This window comes from Nannocystis punicea (assembly GCF_026965555.1).
In the GTDB taxonomy this organism is placed as follows: domain Bacteria; phylum Myxococcota_A; class Polyangia; order Nannocystales; family Nannocystaceae; genus Nannocystis; species Nannocystis punicea.
On sequence record NZ_CP114040.1, the window covers coordinates 9543880 to 9563203 of the forward strand.

Genomic DNA, 19324 nt, shown 5'->3' on the forward strand with positions numbered 1-19324 from the left:
CGATTGAATCCGCGACGACGCCGATCGCGTCGCCGACGGTGTCATCATGATCTACCGACGATTCGACGCGGCCTGCGCGGGGCTCGGCGCGGCGCTGCTCTCCTGTCATTCGGCGGACGCCGAGCTCGTCCTGCGCGACGGCGACGCACCGGTCCGCGACGTCGTCTTCTCGCCGCAGCCGATCGAGCACAGCCACAACGCCCGGGTCGAGCAGCTCATCGGCGAGGCCGAGCGCACCCTCGACATCGCCATGTACTCGTTCAACGACGCCGGCATCCGGGCCGCCCTCGCCGCGGCCACCGGGCGCGGCGTCGAGGTGCGCCTCCTGTACGAGAAGGCCAGCGAGGACCGCAAGCTCACCGGCGCCGCGCTGCAGGGCTCGCAATCCGGGCAGCTCGAGAGTGACGGCGTCGACGTGCGCTGGGTGAACAAGATCCTGCACCACAAGTTCATGATCGTCGACGGCCCGCGCGACGACCTCGCCGCGGCCGACGACGCCCACCTGGTCACCGGCAGCGGCAACTGGTCGCCCGGCGCCGCCACGATCTACGACGAGAACACCCTGTTCCTGCGCGGCGAGCGGGAGCTGGTGCTGCGCATGCAGCAGGAGTTCGAGCACCTGTGGCAGCACTCGCGCGACTTCGTCGGCGACCCCGGGCTCGCGAGCAGTGCGTCGACCCTGGCGATCACCGACGCCATGATCGACGACGAGCCCGGCGCGCACGTCTACTTCACCTCGGCCAACTTCGACCTGCGCGGCGAGGACACCTTCGTCGCCAGCGGCCGCGAGACCGTCGGTGACACTCTGGTGGCCGCCATCGCCGGCGCGACCCACTCGATCGACATCGCCTCCGGCCACCTCCGCCTGCGCGGGGTCGCCGAGGCGCTGATGGCCCGCGCCGCCGAGCCGGGCCTGCAGATCCGCGTCTACCTCGACGGCCAGGAGTACATCGCCGAATCGACGCACGACGCTCAGGTCGACGCCCTGGACGATTGCTACGAGGAGGCCGGCACCGACCCGGCGAAGCGGCGCGCCTGCGAGGACCGCGGCTTCCTGTTCGGCTACGTCGTCGGCGCCTCGGGCGTGGCCGTCCGCTACAAGTATTACGCCTACCGCTGGCACGCCAGCTACGCCCAGCAGATGCACCACAAGTACATGCTCGTCGACGGCGACGAGCTGTGGACCGGCAGCTACAACCTGTCCGACAACGCCGAGCACAACACCTTCGAGAACATGCTGGTGTTCCGCGGCCCCGAGTACGCCGAGCTGATCGCCCGCTTCGCCGACAACTTCGCCGAGATCTGGGACACCGGCCGCGCCGACGATCGCCTGGCCGCGCTGCACCACGACATCGACGACGGCGGCCCGGTCCCGCTGGTGTTCCCGGCGATGGCGCTGGACCACGCCGAGATCTCCGACCTCAAGCAGAGGATCCGCGCGGCCTGCCCGGCGGTCGACTCGCAGCATTATCGGCGGCACCCGGAGTTGCACCGGACCTGCGAGTGATCGCGGCAGGGCGCCCGGCATCCCGCGAGCGGAGCGCCGAACCTCGCACCCTCCCCCATGGGCCGCGTGAGACCGACGGACCGCTCGTGGCCGCGGCCTCGGTCCTCCGGGCGCGAACCTGTGCTAGCGTTCGCCTCTATGCGCGCATCGACCCTCGCTATCCCGCTGCTCGTCCTGTCCGCCTGCGCGGATGCCGGTTCGGACGAGCCCCAAGACCCATGCCTCCTGCGCTCCGCGAGCCGCTGCGACGTCCGCGAGAGCGACTGCCAAGAGCACGCGCACGAGGTGATCGCCTGTATCCGCGGGACCGACCACCCGCTGCCGGCGATCGAGGTCATGACCGCCGAAGAATACGCGGCCGCGCACCCGCCGGGCCCGTCGCGCACGCCCGAGGAGCAGCGCTTGTTCGACCAGTACGTCCGCGCCTACCAGCTGCTCTGGCTGCTCCCGGACGGCTGGGAGGAGCCCGAGCCGAGCCCGGTCGCCGCGCCCTACATCTCCTATGATTCGGCGCGCGACACGATCGTCGTCATCGCCGACGGCACCCAGCCGGAGTTCGAGCTGTACGGCCTGCTCTACACGCTCGTCCTCGCCGCCCGCGACCGCGAGTCCGACCTCGACGGATTGATGCTGACGCAGACCGGGACCTTCGACAGCAAGCGCGCCCTGGTGGCGCTCTTCGCCGGCGAGGCCACGTTCTTCGCCGACATGGCGCGGGCGCGCGAGCTCGACTACGGCGAGCTGGCGCAGCGGTTCTCCTACGAGAAGGCGATCGAGGAGACCCGGCACGACTTCGCCAGCCCCTCGGTCGAGTGGGGCGTGGCGATGGCGCTGTTCCAGTACTACTACGGCGCCAATTACGTCCTCGGCGCCTTCCTCGACGGCGGGCAGCCGGCCGTCGACGCCCTCTACGACGATTCGCTGGCCTCGACCGCGTACGCGCTGGCCGGCGACGGCGACATCGATGCCGCGTTCTCGGCGATCGACGTCGCCCTGCCCGCGCCGCCCGAGGGCTTCCGCTACCTGTCGCAGGACAGCTACGGCCCGGCGATGCTGCAGATCCACCTCACGCGCGAGTACGGCCTGGGCTCGGAGGCCGCCGACAAGACGCTGGCGCGCACGTGGGTCGGCGACCGCCTGGTGATCGCCGTCAACGACTCCACCGACGCCGTCGCGGTGGTGTGGCAGATCGCCGGCCCGGGCGGCGAGGTCCGCTCGACGATCGTCCGCTCCACCGACATCGACGCCTGGAACGCCTTCGAGGCGCTGTTCGGCGGTTGACCGCCGGCCGCGCCCGGCAGGCGCGCGGCGACATCGGCTAAACTCGACGGGTGCCCCTGCTCCGCCGCCGGCCGCGGATCCAGCTGTTCACCCCGCGCGTGGTGGTGGCGGGCCGGCCGTTCATCACCCGCGTGGTGCTGCACTGCCGCGAGGCGGTCCCGCTCGAATTCGTCGACGTCGAGCTGCGCGGCGCGCTCGACCGCTTCCGCGAGCGCGAGAGCGGCACCGAGGAGCGCGTGATCGAGTTCCTGCGCCAGCGCGCCCGCGTGCGCGAGGCCGGGCCGCTGGCCGTCGGCGAGCACTCGTGGAGCGTCACCTTCCGCCTGCCCCCCGGCGCGCCGGTCAGCTACAGCGGCGGCTCGTACCGGATCTCGTACACCTACCACGTCCACGCCAGCGTGCCGTGGTGGCCCGACGCGCGCGCCGCCTTCGTCGCCCACGTCGAGAGCGCGCCGGCCGAGACGGCCAGCCCGCCGGCCACCAGCGTGTTCGCCTCGGGGCCGACGCAGGGCGAATCGCCCAACTTCGAGCTCTCGCTCGGCACCACCGTCGTCGGCCCCGGCGAGCCGCTGCGCGGCGCGATCGCCCTCGCCGACGCCCGCCGCCACGCCTACCGCGAGGCCACCCTGGCCCTCGTCGCGCTCGAGAGCGCCGACGGCTTCCTCGGCCGCACCAGCCACCGCCACGAGGTCTGCCGCTGGACCTTGCCCGCCGACCGCCTGCGCGAGGCCGAGCCGCTCGCCTTCACCCTGCAGCTGCCCGACGGCGTGGTGGCCGGCTTCGACCACGGCGGCGTCGCCCTCGCCTGGTACCTCCACGCGCGCGTCGACGTCGCCTGGTCGCGCGACCCGGAGGTGTGGATCCCGCTGACCGTGGTCGGCCGCCGCGAGCCGGCGCTGCAGGGCGAGCGCGCCCCGCCGGCCGTCGGCACCCGCCGCGTCGAGGCCCTCTGGCGCGACGTCGCCACCCGCTGCGGCCTCGCCTCCGAGCCCGGGGCGATGCACGGCGTCGTCGCCGGCGCCCAGCTGCGGATCTCCCGCGAGCACGCCGACGGCCGCGGCGCGGTGGCCGTGGCCCGCCTCACCACCCCCGACCTCGGCCTCGGCCTCGGCCTCGCCGGCGCGCCCGCGAAGCTCGTCGGAAGAGACATGTCGCAAACAACATGTCTCAATGAACATGTCGAAAAGTTGTTGGAGCGCTGCCCGCCGCGCGCCGCCGACGACCGCGGCCTGGTGTTCGAGGTCGACGAGCCGGGGCGCGACGCCGCGGCGCTGCGGCGGTTCGTCGACGACGTCAAGGCGGTGGCGGCGGCCCTCGCGGCCGCGCGCGAGGTGATGCCGGCCCCGGCGGCGATGGCCGCCCACGTGCCGGCGTGGGAGCGCGCGGCCGGCCAGCTCGGCGGTCGCCTGCAGCGCGCGTGCATGGCGGTGACCGGCGTGATCGACGGGCTCGCGGTCGCGGTGCGCACCGACTGGGACGCCCGCGGCCGCCCGCGGCGCACCCTGTTCGAGGTCCGCCCTGCGGTCCCGATCGACCGGCGGCACCACCTCGTGTGGCGCGCCGAGGACAGCGCCCCGCCCGCCACCGAGCTGCCGCTGGCGCCGCTGTGGCCGGGCGCCGGCGAGATCGTCGTCGACGCCGAGTCGGTCCGCGTCGCCCTCGACGGCCCGCTCGCCGACCCGCTCGAGCGCATCGACCAGGTCACCGCGCTCACCGTGGTCGGCAAGCACATCGAGGGCCGCCGCGGCCACTACCGCTGAACGAGCGCCGCGAACTGTTCGCGCATCAAGGCGCGTTCGGCGGGCCCAGATCCTGGATCTCGATCACCTCGACGGTGAACACGAGCAAGTCCTCTTCGTTGGTCGAGGCGACCTGATGCACGACGAGACGCGCGCGCGTACCATCCGGGCGGGTGCCGATGGCCTGGGACTTGAAGTCGAACGAAACGGGCGCATAGGCGCTCGGGTTATTGAGAAGAACCTCGAGGTCGGGCAAGTCGTCGCCAGGCGCGTCGATCGTGAACGTCAACCGCAGGCTCGCCCATCCGGTCGACGGAGCCGCACCGGCGAGGACATCCTGGGCTTTCTCCCCGAAGATCGTCGGCGTGTTCAGGAAGTCGAAGTTACTGGCGACGAGTTCGGCGCCGGATTGGGCGAACGACAGCGCGTTGGCCGTATGCAAGTTCACGGTGATCTCCGCCGCGCCGTCGTCGGTCTCCCGCTCCTTCACGTTGCCGCCCACGTGGGTGTGGAGGAGCGGGCCGCCGTTGTCTTCGAGCCAGGTCGCGGCCAGGCCCGCGTAGTCGATCAGCGCGAAGGTCTCGAAGCCCACGTCCCCCCAGCCCACGTAGTTGGGCACCGGCGGAAAGAACGTGGACATGCTGCCCTGTGCATCCAGGAAATCGGACAGCGGGCGCGGGGTCACCCCGTTTCCCGCGAAGCCGACGCCCGGCAGGAGCAGGCCCGCGAGAGCCCAGACCAGAATCGAACCCGACGCACCCCTCATCACGTACTCCTGGCGACACCAGGTCGCACCGAGAAGCTAGTTGCAGTCTTCACGGCGGCCAGTGATGACGCACACGACCGAACCGAGGTCCCACGAGCGTCCGCGTTCCATCAGGACGTCCGCCGCAGCGCCACGCATGCGTGGCCGCGGCGAGCTCACGGCTCGCAGACGAGGGGCGCGATGAAGTCGGCCCCGCGTGACGTTCCTGCTCGCCGCGCCTGCGCGCCGCATCCACAGCGGCGAGGCTCGCCTCGCCGCCGCCGGCGTGCTCGGGCGCGGCAGCACCCGCGGCCCTGCATCCGCGCGGCATCCTGCGTCGCTGAACCTCCTCGCCGGCGACCGGCGATACGAGTGGACCGAGGCGACGCGCGAGGACGAGGCCGATGCCGATCAGTGATTGCGGCCGCAACCGCGACCGAGGATCTCGCGCCGACCGCCAGGCCCCTGCCCGCGCGGCCCGTGGCGGCGGCCTCACCGCGCGACGATGTGCGGTCGGCTCGGCGCAGGTGTCGGGCTGCTCGCGCGCCCCGTTCGCGGGCGCCGACGCCAAGCATGACCCTCGGGTCATGTCTCGAGCGCCATGCTCCTCTTCCGACGGGCACAATCGCCGCCGCCGCGCAAGCCGGGGCGCCCCGGCGTCGAGATCGCGCGGGCGGCCATTCTCGCGCGCTCAAACGGCGTTCCTCGGCATCTCTCGCCTTGCTCCCGCGACCGGACCTCGGCTACCGTCGCCGCCTCGTTCGCCGAAGTCCGCGGTGGTCGGGGAGGGGGTCGGATGGCAGGGCTTGCATCTATTCTCGCGTTGATCGGCAACCGTCCGGTCTACACCTTCAGGGTCGACGGCCTCGACGTCGAGGCCCGCGTGCTGCGGTTCACCGGCCAGGAAGGCGTGAGCGCGCTGTACGAGTTTCGCATCGAGCTGGCGTGCCCGCACATGCTCGAGGTCGATCAGATGGTCGGCAAGACCGGCGTGCTCGAGGTCGCCGGCGTCGACGAGCCGCGGTTCGTCCACGGGATCGTCGCCCACGCCGAGTACGTCGGCGAGAGCCGCGAGTTCGCCCTGTTCGCGATCACTCTGGTGCCGCGGGTGTGGCGGCTGACGCTGCGCCAGGACTGCCGGATCTTCCAGGAGCAGCGCACGTCCGACATCATTCGCGCGGTGCTCGAGGTGGCCGGCTTCAAGCCGAGCGCGTACCGGTTCGACATCGTCGCCTCGTACTCCCCGCGGAACTACTGCGTGCAGTACCGCGAGAGCGACTGGGACTTCATCAGCCGCCTGCTCGAGGAGGACGGCCTCTTCTATTACTTCGAGCACGAGGAGGACAAGCACGTCCTGGTGATGTCCGACCACAAGGGCACGCACCGGCCGATCCCCGGCGACCCCGAGGTGTGGTGGAACAGCGAGGACGGGCACGTCGAGGATCGCGAGCACATCCACGAGTTCCGCTTCGGCCAGCACATCCGCTCCGGCAAGGCCAGCCTGCGCGACTTCTACTTCCCGACCCCCGACGCGGGCATGGAGGTGCGCGCCGAGGCCAAGCAGGACACCGACCTCGAGGTCTACGACTACCCGGGCGAGTACCGCTTCGCCAGCGGCGGCGACCCCGACCGCGGCCCGGGCATCGCCAAGAACCGGCTCGAGGCGCTGCAGGCGACCCGCCGCAGCGGCGCCGGCAAGGGCGACTGCATGCGCCTCGTGCCCGGCTACGCCTTCACCCTCACCAACCACCGGCGCAGCGAGTTGAACGGCGAGTACACGCTCCTCACCGTGCGGCACCGCGGCGAGCAGCCGCAGGTGCTCGACCAGGACGCCACCAGCGACGCCGCCTTCGTCTACGAGTCGCGCTTCACCTGCATCGAACGGGCGACGATCTACCGCCCGCCGCGGACCACCGCGCGGCCGTTCGTGCGCGGCCTGCAGTCGGCCGTGGTCACCGGCCCGCCCGGCGAGGAGGTCCACGTCGACGATCAGGGCCGCGTCATGGTCCAGTTCCACTGGGACCGCCAGGGCCAGTTCGACGATCACAGCAGCTGCTGGATCCGCGTCAGCCAGCTGTGGGCCGGCGCCGGCTGGGGCGCCATGTTCATCCCGCGGATCGGCCACGAGGTTTTGGTCGACTTCCTCGAGGGCGACCCCGACAAGCCGATCATCACCGGCCGCGTCTACCACGGCAACAACCACGTGCCCTACCCGCTGCCGGCCGAGAAGACCAAGAGCACGATCAAGTCGGAGAGCTCGCTCGGCGGCGGCGGCTACAACGAGTTCCGCTACGAGGACCTCAAGGGCTCGGAGCAGATCTTCATGCACGCCGAGCGCGACCTCGACATCCACGTCAACCATGACCGGATGGAGAACGTGCTGCACGACCGCCACCTGCGGGTCGGCGACGCGGTCAACGGCGAGAAGGTCGGCGACTTCAACGAGCTGGTGATGCGCGACCGCCACGTCCGCGTCGACCGCCACCGCCACGAGCACATCGGCGGCGACGCCTTCGTGCACGTCGGCGGCATCGACGGCGACGGCAACCAGCACGTCATCATCGACAAGCACCAGTACACTCTGGTCCGCGTCGACCGCCACGACCACGTCGAGGGCTCGGCGATGGCCAAGGTCGACAAGACGACCTCGCTGACCGTCGGCGACGAGGCGCACCTCAAGGTCGGCAGCAAGACCGCGCTCGAGTCGGGCGCCGAGGTCCACGTCAAGGCGCCGACGATCGTCATCGAGGCCGGCACCGGGATCACCGTCAAGGGCCCGGGCGGCTTCATCACCATCGACGCCTCGGGCGTGGTGATCCAGGGCCGCCTGGTCAAGGTCAACTCGGGCGGCGCCGCGCTGGCGGGCAGCGGCTGCGCCCCGATCGCCCCCGAGGACGCGCGCCCGGCCGAGCCCGTCTCGCCGAAGCCGGCCGACCGCGGAGCGGAGACCTGAGCCATGCCCCCGAGCGCACGCATCACGGACGGACACACCTGCCCCGTGCACGGCGGCGGGCCGGTCTGCGTCGGCGACGCGACCATCATCGTCGGCAATGTCCCTGCGGCCAGGTTGGGCGATGGCCTCATCTGCCCGTGCGGCCCCGACCTCATCTCGCAGGGCGAGAACACGGTGATCTTCGGCAACATGCCGGCCGCGCGCCTCGGCGACGCCACCGCCCACGGCGGCGCGCTGGCGCAGGGCTGCCCGACGGTGCTGATCGGCTCGACGGCGCAGACCGAGGCGCTCAAGACCGACAAGCCGTTCTGCGAGAAGTGCCCGTACGAGCAGCGGCCGCCCGAGCTCGAGGGCTTCCCGCCGGTCATCATCGACGCGCACATGCACATCCAGAGCGGCAACTGCGCCCCGCTGCCGCCGCTGCGGGCCAAGGCCATGGGGCTGCGCATCGATCGCGGCACCGTCAACTTCATGGCCGGCGTGCCGATCCTCAGCTCGCTGATGGTCGGCGACATGGGGGAGGTCGCGCCGGAGCCGACCCACGTGGTCGGCGAGCGCCTCATCAGCGAGAACAACGGCATCGACTTCCTCGCCGGCGGCGCCGGCGGCTACTTCGTCGGCGTCTCGATCGTGCTGACGATGGACATGGACTTCTGCCACCTCGACGGCTACGACGGCCTGCACATCTATCAAGAGGACGAGGAGGGCCGCCGCTGGTACGCCAACCGCAAGGACGGCACCCAGCGCTACGAGGAGTGCCGGCGGGTCTACCTCGACAGCAACGAAGACCTGCCGATGGACTACGAGGAGGGTGAGACGCAGCCGCAGGAGGGCCCGCTCGAGAGCTCGCGCCAGTTCGACCGCTACATCAAGGACCAGCGCTCCAACTGCTACGAGACGTGGCGCCAGCAGCGGCGCCGCACCGAGATGGTCGCCGCGCAGAACCCCCTGCGCCTGCTCCCGCTCTACCACTTCGAGCCGCGCCGCTACATCACGCTGGAGAAGCCCGACGCCCCGTTCAAGGCCCTGGTCGAGAACGGCGGCCTCTACGTCGGCCTCAAGATGTACACCTCGCAGGGCTACATGCCCAAGGAGTCGACCGAGCGCGGCAAGAAGACCGGCGAGGTCACCCGCGCCTTCTTCAGCCGGCTAGCGAGCGAGAACCTGCCGCTCCAGACCCACTGCACCCCGGAGGGCTGGTACACCCACCACCGCACGCTCTACATCGACCTCGCCAGCGACGAGGTGCGCGAGCAGTACAAGCACCCGGTCGACGGCTCGCTCGACGACCGCGAGCGCATGCAGTACTTCCAGGACCACTTCGTGCACCCGGAGGCGTGGCGCCTGGTGATGCAGGACAACCCGTCGCTGCGCCTGTGCCTGGCCCACTGGGCCTCCGACAAGAACCTGTGGCGCGACTCGGTCGCCGACTTCAAGAAGCCGGTGATGACGCGCGCCGAGCTGCGCGAGTTCCAGAAGTGGGCGATCGACCGCAACGGCTCGCGGTACTACCGCAACCTGCACGAGCTGTGGTCCGAGTCGCCGTTCGCCGGCAAGGCGATGCCCTCCGTCGACGCCAAGGACACCATCTACGCCAAGAGCTGGATCCGCAGCATCGTCGAGCTGTGCGGCGAGTACCCCAACTTCTACACCGACCTGTCCTACCTGCCGATCTTCGAGAAGTACCCGGCCTGGGGCGGCGAAGACGTGCCCTACTGGCACCAGTTGGTCGAGATCTTGCGCGAATACCCGTACATGGTCGACAAGCTGATGTTCGGCACCGACTGGTACATGATCCTGATGGACAAGCTCGGCTACCGCAAATGGTACGAGGAGACCATCAAGTCGCTCGAGCAGGTGTCGGAGGCGCTCGAGGGCCAGTGGAGCGCGCACTACCTGTTCCACCAGTTCGCGCTGATCAACCCGATCAAGTTCTACCGGCTCGACAAGATCGTCGACAAGCTCAAGGTCAACCTCACCACCGCCATCAACAACCTCGACGGCGGTGACAAGGCCAGGATGCTGTCCGACCTCGAGCGCCGCCACCAGGTGCTCGCGGCCGCGTGCGACCAGGCCCGCCTGTCGCGGATGCAGAGCGCGGTCAAGCAGGGCCCGCTGCGCTTCACCGGCCCGGAGGGCTGGCAGTGATCGTCCAGCCCGGCCCCGACGTCGAGCGCCGCGAGCTGCTCGCGGTCGTCTTCCACAACTACCCGCTCGACGACGCCCTCGTCGCCTGCGTGGTCCCGGTCGGCACCCCGGGCGCGGCCGCAGTGATCTCCTACGAGAACGCGCTGTGCTCGCTCCACGTCGACGAGCACGGCGCGGCGATCCGCGACCACATCACCGACGTGGTCCCGGCGATCGCCACCGGCGACCTCGCCCCGGTCCACCCGGCCATGCCCGGGCCGGTGTGCACCTACCTGCAGATGCGGCGCATGGTCCGCTACGACCTGGCCCACCGCGCCACCCAGCAGCTGCGCATGCTCCACGGCGACAACGCGCTCATCGCCGGCGCCTGGCTCTCGGGACAGGAGCAGCGCCTGGCCGTGCAAGTCGAGGACACCAGCCAGTACGACGACGGCGGCGTGGTGCTCGGCCGCGTCGAGGTGTTCGACCTCGCCGCCGGCCGCCGCCTCGGCGCCGCGCCGCTGCCGAAGCCGCGCGACGCCGGCCAGGGCTGGGCGGCCGGCGCCGACGTGGTGGCGATCGCCCGGGACGGCGGCCTCGCGGTGTTCGACGCGGCGATGCAGCCGCTCCCCGAGCACCCGCTGGTCCGCGCCGCCCGGGCCGCCCTCGCCGAGGCCGGCGCCTCCGAGGTGCACGCGCTGCGGATCCACCCGTCGCAGCCGCTCGCGGTGCTGGCGGCCTGCACCGCCGACGTGATGGGCGTCCGTGACTTCACCCTCCACCGCGTCACGTGGAGCGCGACCGGGGACCCGCTGGTGCGCCGCCTCGCCAAGCTGCACTCCGTCGGCGACCTCGGCTTCGGCGCGTTCGCCCCCGCCGGCGACGCCCTCGACGTCCGGATCGCCACCGGCGGCGTCACCTGGATGATGCTGGCCGTCGGCCCGCACGCCCTGCTCGACCTCGGCCCCTCGCGCGGCCTGCAGGGCGCCGGCTGGTCCGGCCCGCGCCGCTTCCTCGCGTTCGAGCGCGGCACGGCCCAGATCGTCGTGTGGAACCTGCCCGAAGGGACAGCATGAGCGCGAGCCGGCGCGGCATCCTCGAGCTGTGTTGGGGCCCGCAGCAGGGCGCGAAGGCGATCGTCACCCCCGGCAGGAGCCTGACGATCGGCCGCGACCCGGGCGCGGCGCTCGTCCTCGACGACCCGACCGTCGCGCCGCAGCACGCCGCCGTCGAGTGGGACGGCGAGCAGGCCCGCCTGCGCCACCTCGGCGGCCCGGCGCTGACCTTGCTCTCGGGACAGGCGGTGACGACCGCGGCGCCGCTGGCCCACGGCGAGTGGATCCGCGTCGGCGGCACCGACCTCACCTTCCACGTCGAGGCGCTCACGCCGTGCCCGTGGTCGCGCGAGCCGGCCGACGAGGCGGCCGCCGAGGCGGCGCTGACGGCCCTGCAGCGCGTCCACGGCCCGCTGTTCGCCGTGCTCGACACCGCCTGCGAGCCGCGGATCGCCGAGCTCGTGCGCGAGTCGACGGCGCCGTGGCGCTCGCTGTTCGACGGCGTCGAGGGCGCCCGCCTCGCCGACGCCGCCCCGCACGTGGTCTCGCTGTCGGCCGACCCGCGCCTGCGCGCCGACCTGGTGCGCGAGGGCTGGGGCTACCGCTGGGGCGTGCTGCTCGTCAGCGACAAGTCGCTGTTCGAGGTCCGCCAGCACCTGCGCAAGTTCCTCCTGGTCCAGCGCGAGGGCGAACCGGAGCCGACCTACTTCCGCTTCTACGACCCCGACGTCCTGCGCGTCTTCCTCGACAGCTGCACCCCGACCGAGCTGGCGCAGTGGTTCGGCAACGTCGTCCGCTGCCACCTCGGCGAGGACCTCGACAGCCCGACCGGCTGGTGGCGCGTCGACGCTCGCTGAGTGCCGGCGGGCGATCGGCGAGCGCCTATCCCTTCAATCATGTCCGAATAGACATGTCCGTACTGGCACGGCAGCGAGCGCGGCGCCGCGGATCCTGCCGCCGGATCGACACATCCCGACCCCGAGCGGGCGCTCGTTCACGCAGGAGACGCTGCGCCGGCGACCAGGCGAGGATCACCGGCGGCGCGTGCGAGCCGGTGCCGGCCTACTCTGCGACCGGCCCGCTCTCTTCGATCGCTCGCGAGCCGAGGGCCAGCACCCGGCCGTCGGTCGCGTCGATCTCGACCTCCAGCGCGCTCGCTCGCCGCGGTGGCGTCCCTCGCGGACCGCGTCGGAACGTGAAGGTGCCCTCGAACCGGGCCACGTAGACCTCGCGGTCGTCGGCCACGGTCGAGGACCGCCCTGCGCGGCGCGCAGCGACCGCGTCCCCGTGGGTCGTGGTCTCGAGCGCGACGAGCCGCGCCTGGGAATCACCCGTCGCAGCGGCTGCGACGCGCGCGATCGCCTCGGCCTCGGAGCGCGCCAGGAACGGTCCGCCGGAGGCTCCGGGGCCCGTCGCCGGCCGACCCTCCGGCAGGCCCGCGTCGACGCGCGGCGCGTCCTTCACCTCGACCGCTCCGCCGCTCGCGGCCTGCCCGAGGACGCCGAGCTGAATCCACTGGAAAGTCAGCGGGTCCTCCTGTCCGCGGCTGATCGCGTCCGGCTGCGCGGTCCAGGGCTGCCAGCCGTTCCGGGTCTGGAAAGACATCTCGGCCGGGTTGGTGGCCGTGAGCACGTTGTTGGCGCTGGTCATCTCGCCGCCCACGTTGATCTCGGTCCCTAGCGGCGGCTGGGGGGACCATCCCCAGGTCTCTCCGTCGACGACGACTGTCCACTCGTCGCCGACGACCTTCGCCTGGTAGGCGTGCTGGGTGCCCGGAGGACCCACGGGCTCGCCGACGACGTATTCGTAGTAGACCCCGGAGATACCCTCGGCCCAGTAGAGGGCAGTGACGTTCTGCCCGCCGAATCCCTGCGTGTAGCCGACCTCGACCCACGAACGGATTCCGGACGGGCTGAATATCCGCGTCCAGAGCGCGCAGAGGGTGAAGCCCCCGCTCCCCGCGTCGGTCGTGGTGTACGGCGCAGGGTTCAACCACTGCGCGAAGGCGCCGATCAGCGGATCGTCGTCGGGTTGAAAGATGCCGATCCCATAGATGGTCATTGTCTCCTCCGATCGGAGGATCGGACCCTGACGAACCCGAAGAGTCAAGCCGCGCGGAGCCCCCTGGATGACGCGGCGGCGAGCCGAATGGGCCGAGCACTGCATACCGTCGATTCGGCATGGTCAGGAATGCCCATGTCCGCCGATTGGTCCATGAACGGCGTCCTCGACGATTGCTGCTCGACCGCGCGAGCCCACCGTCGCGACTTACTGTCCTTTATCACAGGTTCGAAGAGCCATGTCGCTCGCCGTGCCGAGTGGACCGGCGGCCGCGCGACGCCGCCGGACCGGCGGTTCACACCGCGATCACCACCTTGCCCTGAGTGTGCCCCTCGGCCACGTGCCCCAGCGCGGCCGCGGCCTCGGCGAGCGGGTACTGCCGCTCGATCACCGGGCGGAGCGCCCCGGCCGCGACCAGCGACGCCAGGAACTCGAGGTCGGCCCGCCGCGGCGCGGCCATCAGCGACGTCATCCGCGGCCCCGGGAGCATGTTCCGCACCGACAGCGCCGCCAGGCGGAACATCGGCCCGAACCACTCGCTGCCCCCGCCCGCCGAGGCCACGTACACCCCGGTCGGCGTGAGCAGCGAGCGGCAGGCGGCGAGCGGGCGGTCGCCGACCAGGTCGAGCACGACGTCGTAGCGCTCCGGACGCGCGACGTAGTCTTCGCGGGTGTAGTCGACGACCCGGTCGGCGCCGATCGACCTGACCTTTTCGACATGTCGCCTGCTGCACACCGCGGTCACCTCGGCCCCGAGCGCCCTGGCGATCTGCACCGCCATGGTGCCGACCCCGCCCGACGCGCCGACGATCAGCGCGCGCTGGCCGGCCTGCAGCTTGCCGGCGTCGCGCAGGCCCTGCAGGGCGGTCATGCCGGACACCGGCAGCGCGGCCGCCTCGGCGAAGCTCGTGCCGGTCGGGATCGCCGCCAGCTGCTGCGCCGGCGCGGCCACGTACTCGGCGAACCCTTGGGTCACCTGGCCGAACACCGCGTCGCCCGGCGCGAAGCCGGTGACCCGCGGTCCGACCGCCTCGACCACCCCCGCCACCTCCTGCCCGGGCACGCGCCGCCCCGGCCGGCGCAGCCCGAACATCAGGCGCAGCAGGTACGGCTTGCCCGTCAGCAGGAACACGTCGCCCTTGCACACCGACGCCGCGTGCACCCGCACCAGCACCTCGTCGTCGCCCGCGACCGGCCGGGCGACCTCCTCGATCCGCAGCACGTCGGGCCCGCCGTAGGCCGGCTGGACGACCGCGCGCATGCTCGCGGGGAGGGCCTGGGCGGCCGGTCGGGGGTGGATGGAAGCGCTCGCGCTGTTCGCTGGGGTCATGTCGTCTCCGCCGGTACTTACGCTGTAAGTTGACCGCCCAGGGATTTAAGCTTACAGCGTAAGTATGTCAAGCAAGAAGTCGCCGAAGCGGGGCGAACGGCGCGGCAAGCCGGCCCGGCGGGCGCCGCTGAGCCGCGAGCGGGTCCTCCAGGCGGCGGTGCGGCTCGCCGACGAGGAGGGCCTGGCGGCGCTGTCGATGCGCAGGCTCGCGCAGGCGCTCGGGGTCGAGGCGATGTCGCTCTACAACCACGTGACGAGCAAGGAGGACGTCCTCGACAACATGGTCGACCTCGTGATCGGCGAGATCGAGGCGCCCACGGTCGGCGGCGACTGGAAGGCCGCCATGCGCCGGCGGGCGGTCTCGGCCCACGAGGTGCTGCTGCGCCACCGCTGGGCCCCGCAGCTCGTCGTGGCCACCCTGAACATCGGCCCGGCGATGCGCCGCTACGTCGACGCGACGATCGGCTGCCTGACCGCCGCCGGCTTCTCCTACCCGCTGGCCGACCGGGCCTGGAACGCGATCGACAGCCACATCTACGGCTTCACCCTGCAGCAGCTGAACTTCCCGCTCGAGCCCGAGCAGTACGCCGGCGCCGCGCAGCAGTTCCTGCACCTCATCCCCCCCGAGCAGTACCCGCACATGCACGCGATGTCCCGCCTCGTCATCGAGGGCAAGCACGACGGCCTGCAAGACTTCACCTTCGGCCTCGACCTCCTGCTCGACGGCCTGGAGCGCCTGCTCGACCGCGCGAAGACGGCGGTCTAGCCCCACCCCTGGAAGACGAACGCGGCCCCTGAATTCGTGGGCCTCACGGCTCGCCGGGCCAGGCCTGCAGGGTGCGGCTCGGCGAGCCGTCGTGGATCCGCGGCCAGCCGTTCTCCCACACCACGCGGTCGACGAGCACGTGCCGGCCGGCCCCGCCGTCGTGGGTGCCGTCGCCGGCGTTCGGCCACGCGTGATAGATGAAGTAATCGAGCCCGCCGACCGGCAGCAAGGTGCCGTGGCCGGGGCCGACCCATCGCTCGTTGTTGACGAGGATCGGCGGGCCCAGCTTCTCGTAAGGCCCGAACAGGCCCGCCGAGCGCGCGACGCCGGTGCGGTAGCGATGGTCGTAGACGTTGCCGCTGTACAGCAAATAATAATAATCGTCGCGCCGAACGAGCCACTGCGCCTCGACGACGCCGCCCTCCCAGGAGTCGGGATCGTTCGTCAAGATCTGCACCTCGTCGCCGGCGAAGGCCAGGCCGTCGGGGGTGAGCTGGCGGATGAAGATCGGCGTCGGCTGGCCCTGCGAATTGCCGTCGATCTTGTACAAGAGATAGGGGGTGCCGGAATCGTCGTAGTAGCTGGCGTCGATGACCCCGAGCGGATGTTCGACGAGCGGGCCCCCGGTCTCGACGTAGGGCCCGAGCGGCTCGTCGGCATACGCCGCGCCGATGCTGAGCACGTTGGCGCCGTTGACGGTGGTGAAGTACGCGATGTACCGGTCGCCGACGCGGTGCAGCTCGGGGGCCCAGTTGCGGTTGCCGTTGGCGGCCCACGCGGGCTTGCCGTTGGGCAGCACCACGGCGCCGGTGTCACTCCACAGCACGAGGTCGCGCGAGTGGCGGATCGGGAACGAGCCGCCGGTGCAGACCATGTAGAAGTGAGGCCCGTCGACCTGGTCGACCCCGAGGAGCCCGGGGTCGGGACAATCGCTCGCGATCACCGGGTTGCCGTACGGCGGCTTGGGCGGGCGCAGCTCGGCGGACGGATCGGCGGCGAGCAAATGGTCGATCGGGATGACCTGCTCGGGGATGGCATCGCTCGACCACAGCAGCCGGGCCGACGCCTCGATGTCGATCTCGAAGTAGTCGACGCGGATCGGCGTCGGCACGCCGGCCGCGAGCTCGACCGTCGCCTCGTTGCGAGTGACGTAATGCGGGGTCCAGTCGTCGATCACCAGAGCGTCGTCGACCCACACGCGGACGCCGTCGTCGGTCTCGGTGATGATCTTGTAGGTCCCGGTCGCGGGCGCGAGCAGCGAGCCGGTCCAGCGGATCGAGTAGCGATCCGCCGGCAGCGAGGGATCGGGGGCGCCGAGGCCCCAGACGAAGTCGAGCCCGGGGTCGATGCGCGACAGCACCGGATCGATGTAGGTGGCGAAATACTCGGCCCGCAGGCCGTGCATCGGCGGCGGAGGCGGCAGGCTGCCGGTCGAGCCGTCGCTGCCGTCGGCGGTGCCGGCCTCGGTCGGGCTCTCGGTGGTGGTCGCCTCGGCGCCGGTCTCGACGGCCGTGGAAGCGCCCGTCGTGGCAGGGTCCGTCGAGGTCGTCGCGCCGGATGTCGCTGCGGACGAGGAGTCCGGGTCGCCGCAGGCGAGAACAGTACCCACAGGGACGAGCGCCACGAGGCTGCGTAAGTGCATCGCGACGGATGCTAGCCAAGGCAGAGTCGAGATCCGTTCGTCTGCTGATGCAGCCCATGCAAAGCCCGATCATGAGACCGGCCTGTCTTCACGCGCCCGAAAACACGAAGACGGCTTCACCTCGCAGGAGCAGGACTTCCCATTCGCGCCAGGCGAGTACGCCGCGACCGCTGTCCGGTGTCGCCATTTGCCGGCGAGAACGACGTCCTGCAGAGCGTCGAATTCGGCCTCGACCTCCGAGCTGCTGATGTGCCGCGACGATCGACCGCGCCTGGTAAGCGATCGACAGCCACATCTACGGCTTCAGCTGCAGCTGATGAACTTCCCGCTCGAGCCCGCGGAGTACGCCAGCGCAGCGAAGTACCCACACATGCATGCGATGTCCCGGCTCGTCATCGAGGGCCAGCGCCTGCTCGGCACGCAGGACGCGGCGATCCGAGAGCACCCGCGATCGCGGCTCGGGTCCTATCGCCCGGATCCCGGCACCGTGTTCTTGTAGATCACGCCGTCCTTCATGATGATCAAAAAATTCTTGCCGGGGTCGGCCACGAGCCGGATATCCCGCAGCGGATCGCCGTCGACCAGCAGCAGATCGGCCAGCGCGCCCTCTTCGACCACGCCGAGTCTCCCGGGATAGGGATTGCGCAATCCGGACAATGCGAGCAGCTGGGCATTGGTCGATGTGGCCATGATCAGCGCCTCGGCGGGCGTGAACCAGTGGGTCAGATCGGCCAGCAGGGCGCCCTGCCGCTCGGCCAGCGCCGCGGAGAACAGGATGTCGGTGCCGAACGCGGTCTTGATGCCGTACTTCCGCGCCAGCGCGTAGACCCTGTCGGTCCCGCTCACCACCTCGCGCATCTTCCCCTGCTGTGCCGGCCCCAGCGCCGCGGCGCCGCCGAGGTCCAGGAACGGCTGGGTGCTCAACCAGATGCCTTTTTGGGCCATCAGCCGCGCGGTGGCGTCATCCATCAGGTGCCCGTGCTCGATGCATTTCACCCCGGCCGCGATCGACAGCCGGATCGACGCCGGCGTATAGGCGTGCGTGCAGACATAGGTGCCCCAGTTCTCGGCCGCCTCGACCGCGGCGTGGAGTTCATCCTGGGTGAACGTGGACACGTCGAGCGGGCTGAACGGCGACGCCACGCCGCCGCCGGCCGTCAGCTTGATCTGCGTCGCGCCCTTCATGAGCTGCTCGCGCACCCGCAGCCGCACCTCGTCCGGGCTGTCGGCGATCGCGCTGCCGCCGATCTGCTCGATCCGCGACGGCGGGCCGCCCAGGCTCCGCGGCAGCTCGGAGCGCTGGCGGAAGTCGCCGTGGCCGCTGGTGACCGTGATCATCGCCCCGGATGGATAAATGCGCGGTCCGGGCAGCAGGCCCTCGTCGATGGCGCGCTTCAGCGCGAAGCTGGGGCCGCCCATGTCGCGCACGGTGGTGAACCCGCGCATGAGCGTGGCGGTGGCTTCGACCCCGGCCTGCAGGTTGGTGTAACCGACATCGTCGGTCAAGGCCGCCGTCGGCGTGGTACGCACCAGCATCGCGTGCCAGTGCACGTCGCTCAAGCCCGGCATGAGCACGCGCCCCGCCGCAGGGATCACGGTCGTGCCGGGCTCGGCGGCGATGGGCGCGGTGGAGATGCGTTCGATGACGTTGCCCTGCACCAGCACATTGGAGGGCGCGGACAGCTCGGCGCGCCGACCGTCGAAGATCCGCACGTCCAGGAACAGGGTCGCCGGGGCCGCGGCCGGTGCGGCGCCGATGCCCGCGCCGGGCGCCGGTGACGGCACATGCCCGGCGCCCGGTTGTGCCGCGACGAAGGCGAGCATCGCCACGACACCGAGCTTCCACGGCACGCGCGAGGGAACGGCAGAGTCGCGGGGCGATGCGTCGGACGGACGGTTCGAATTCATGGTGCGTGCTCCTGCGAATCGAACGAGCGGCTGCAATCGTCGCGGAAGGTACGCCCGTCGATCGCGCGCAGCTCGACGAGCAGGCCATCGCGATCCTCCATCCGCGCGTGCGCCGAGTCGCTGAACTTCGCTTCCTTGCGCATGAGTCAGGCCCCGTGCTCCGCGGAGAGGGACGCCCTCGTGGTTCATGCCCACCGACGGCCCGGCTTC

The 19324-nt window shown here is 71.2% G+C and carries 15 protein-coding genes; 9 read left to right on the forward strand and 6 right to left on the reverse strand.

Annotated elements, in window-relative coordinates; translation table 11 throughout:
* Window positions 1-46: 46 nt before the first annotated feature.
* The 3 genes from O0S08_RS36465 to O0S08_RS36475 all read left to right on the forward strand — a co-directional run bounded on the left by O0S08_RS36465 (window position 47) and on the right by O0S08_RS36475 (window position 4548).
* A complete protein-coding gene (locus tag O0S08_RS36465; RefSeq protein ID WP_269034070.1) occupies window positions 47-1507 on the forward strand; it encodes a phospholipase D-like domain-containing protein in 1461 nt (486 codons plus the stop codon).
* A 138-nt stretch (window positions 1508-1645) separates the two neighbouring features.
* Entirely contained in the window at window positions 1646-2788 is a 1143-nt protein-coding gene (locus tag O0S08_RS36470; RefSeq protein ID WP_269034071.1) for a hypothetical protein, read from the forward strand.
* A 50-nt stretch (window positions 2789-2838) separates the two neighbouring features.
* Window positions 2839-4548, forward strand: coding sequence for a hypothetical protein (locus O0S08_RS36475; RefSeq protein WP_269034072.1), 1710 nt, complete (start codon window positions 2839-2841; stop codon window positions 4546-4548).
* Between the two features lie 25 nt (window positions 4549-4573).
* On the opposite strand, the gene O0S08_RS36480 is transcribed toward O0S08_RS36475, so the two are convergent.
* Entirely contained in the window at window positions 4574-5293 is a 720-nt protein-coding gene (locus O0S08_RS36480) for a hypothetical protein (RefSeq protein WP_269034073.1), read from the reverse strand.
* A 196-nt stretch (window positions 5294-5489) separates the two neighbouring features.
* Between O0S08_RS36480 and O0S08_RS36485 the strand changes: the two genes are divergently transcribed.
* From O0S08_RS36485 to O0S08_RS36505, 5 genes are all read left to right on the forward strand, one after another.
* The gene (locus O0S08_RS36485) at window positions 5490-5690 is read left to right on the forward strand and encodes a hypothetical protein (RefSeq protein WP_269034074.1); all 201 of its coding nucleotides are present in this window, start codon (window positions 5490-5492) and stop codon (window positions 5688-5690) included.
* Window positions 5691-6095: 405 nt separating this feature from the next.
* Window positions 6096-8225, forward strand: coding sequence for a type VI secretion system Vgr family protein (locus O0S08_RS36490; RefSeq protein WP_269034075.1), 2130 nt, complete (start codon window positions 6096-6098; stop codon window positions 8223-8225).
* Between the two features lie 3 nt (window positions 8226-8228).
* On the forward strand, window positions 8229-10373 hold the full coding sequence (locus O0S08_RS36495; RefSeq protein WP_269034076.1) for a PAAR domain-containing protein: 2145 nt from the start codon (window positions 8229-8231) through the stop codon (window positions 10371-10373).
* Window positions 10370-11428: a hypothetical protein gene (locus O0S08_RS36500; protein WP_269034077.1), complete on the forward strand. Its 1059-nt coding sequence runs from the start codon at window positions 10370-10372 to the stop codon at window positions 11426-11428. Before O0S08_RS36495 ends, O0S08_RS36500 begins: the two co-directional genes overlap by 4 nt.
* A complete protein-coding gene (locus O0S08_RS36505) occupies window positions 11425-12264 on the forward strand; it encodes a DUF4123 domain-containing protein (protein ID WP_269034078.1) in 840 nt (279 codons plus the stop codon). Before O0S08_RS36500 ends, O0S08_RS36505 begins: the two co-directional genes overlap by 4 nt.
* 205 nt (window positions 12265-12469) lie before the next feature.
* On the opposite strand, the gene O0S08_RS36510 is transcribed toward O0S08_RS36505, so the two are convergent.
* Both O0S08_RS36510 and O0S08_RS36515 read right to left on the reverse strand, forming a co-directional pair.
* Window positions 12470-13468, reverse strand: coding sequence for a hypothetical protein (locus tag O0S08_RS36510; protein ID WP_269034079.1), 999 nt, complete (start codon window positions 13466-13468; stop codon window positions 12470-12472).
* Window positions 13469-13763: 295 nt separating this feature from the next.
* A complete protein-coding gene (locus O0S08_RS36515) occupies window positions 13764-14798 on the reverse strand; it encodes an NAD(P)-dependent alcohol dehydrogenase (protein ID WP_269034080.1) in 1035 nt (344 codons plus the stop codon).
* Window positions 14799-14862: 64 nt separating this feature from the next.
* Between O0S08_RS36515 and O0S08_RS36520 the strand changes: the two genes are divergently transcribed.
* Complete coding sequence (locus tag O0S08_RS36520) at window positions 14863-15564, forward strand: TetR/AcrR family transcriptional regulator (RefSeq protein WP_269034081.1); 702 nt, start codon at window positions 14863-14865, stop codon at window positions 15562-15564.
* Between the two features lie 43 nt (window positions 15565-15607).
* Here the strand turns inward: O0S08_RS36520 and O0S08_RS36525 are convergent, their stop codons facing one another.
* The 3 genes from O0S08_RS36525 to O0S08_RS36535 all read right to left on the reverse strand — a co-directional run bounded on the left by O0S08_RS36525 (window position 15608) and on the right by O0S08_RS36535 (window position 19257).
* Window positions 15608-17206: a family 43 glycosylhydrolase gene (locus O0S08_RS36525; RefSeq protein ID WP_269034082.1), complete on the reverse strand. Its 1599-nt coding sequence runs from the start codon at window positions 17204-17206 to the stop codon at window positions 15608-15610.
* Between the two features lie 465 nt (window positions 17207-17671).
* Entirely contained in the window at window positions 17672-19114 is a 1443-nt protein-coding gene (locus O0S08_RS36530) for a metal-dependent hydrolase family protein (RefSeq protein ID WP_269034083.1), read from the reverse strand.
* Window positions 19111-19257, reverse strand: coding sequence for a hypothetical protein (locus O0S08_RS36535; RefSeq protein ID WP_269034084.1), 147 nt, complete (start codon window positions 19255-19257; stop codon window positions 19111-19113). The genes O0S08_RS36530 and O0S08_RS36535 overlap by 4 nt, the downstream gene beginning before the upstream one ends.
* Window positions 19258-19324 lie beyond the last annotated feature (67 nt).